1 pseudogene is annotated in these 421 nt (G+C 72.4%); it reads right to left on the reverse strand.

The features are described 5' to 3' along the window. Positions 1-421: pseudogene (locus tag G3I71_RS48470) on the reverse strand (hypothetical protein); the annotation flags it as partial.

Consider the following 421-nt stretch of genomic DNA (forward strand, 5'->3'; position numbering starts at 1 on the left):
CACCTGGTACCGGCCGAGCCAGCCGTAGTCGTAGTCGCCGGGCAGGTTGTCGGGCAGCCGCCGCGGGTCGACGGTGCCGTCGGGGGCCAACGGCTCGCCGTTCAGGCCGAACCGGTGGAGGTCGCCGACCTGCCGGCCCTCGTCGGAGGTGACCAGGAGGATGTCGCCGCGGACGGGTGGCAGGCTCCAGGTGGTTCTGCCCGTCCGGTTCGCCGCGCCCTTCGCGGACAGGACCACCCCGCCGGGGAGCCCGATCACGCGGGCCTGCACGCGCTTGTCGGTGCCCAGCACCAGGTCCGCGTCGGGGTTCGTCATGTCGGTGTGCCCGTAGAGGTACTGCTGGGTATTGCCGCCGGAGGTCGCCCTGCGAGCCATGAGGTGGTCGGCGATGTCCTTGGTGTAGACGACGTCCGCGGCGCCG

The sequence above is a fragment of the Streptomyces sp. SID12501 genome (assembly GCF_010550245.1).
GTDB lineage: Bacteria > Actinomycetota > Actinomycetes > Streptomycetales > Streptomycetaceae > Streptomyces.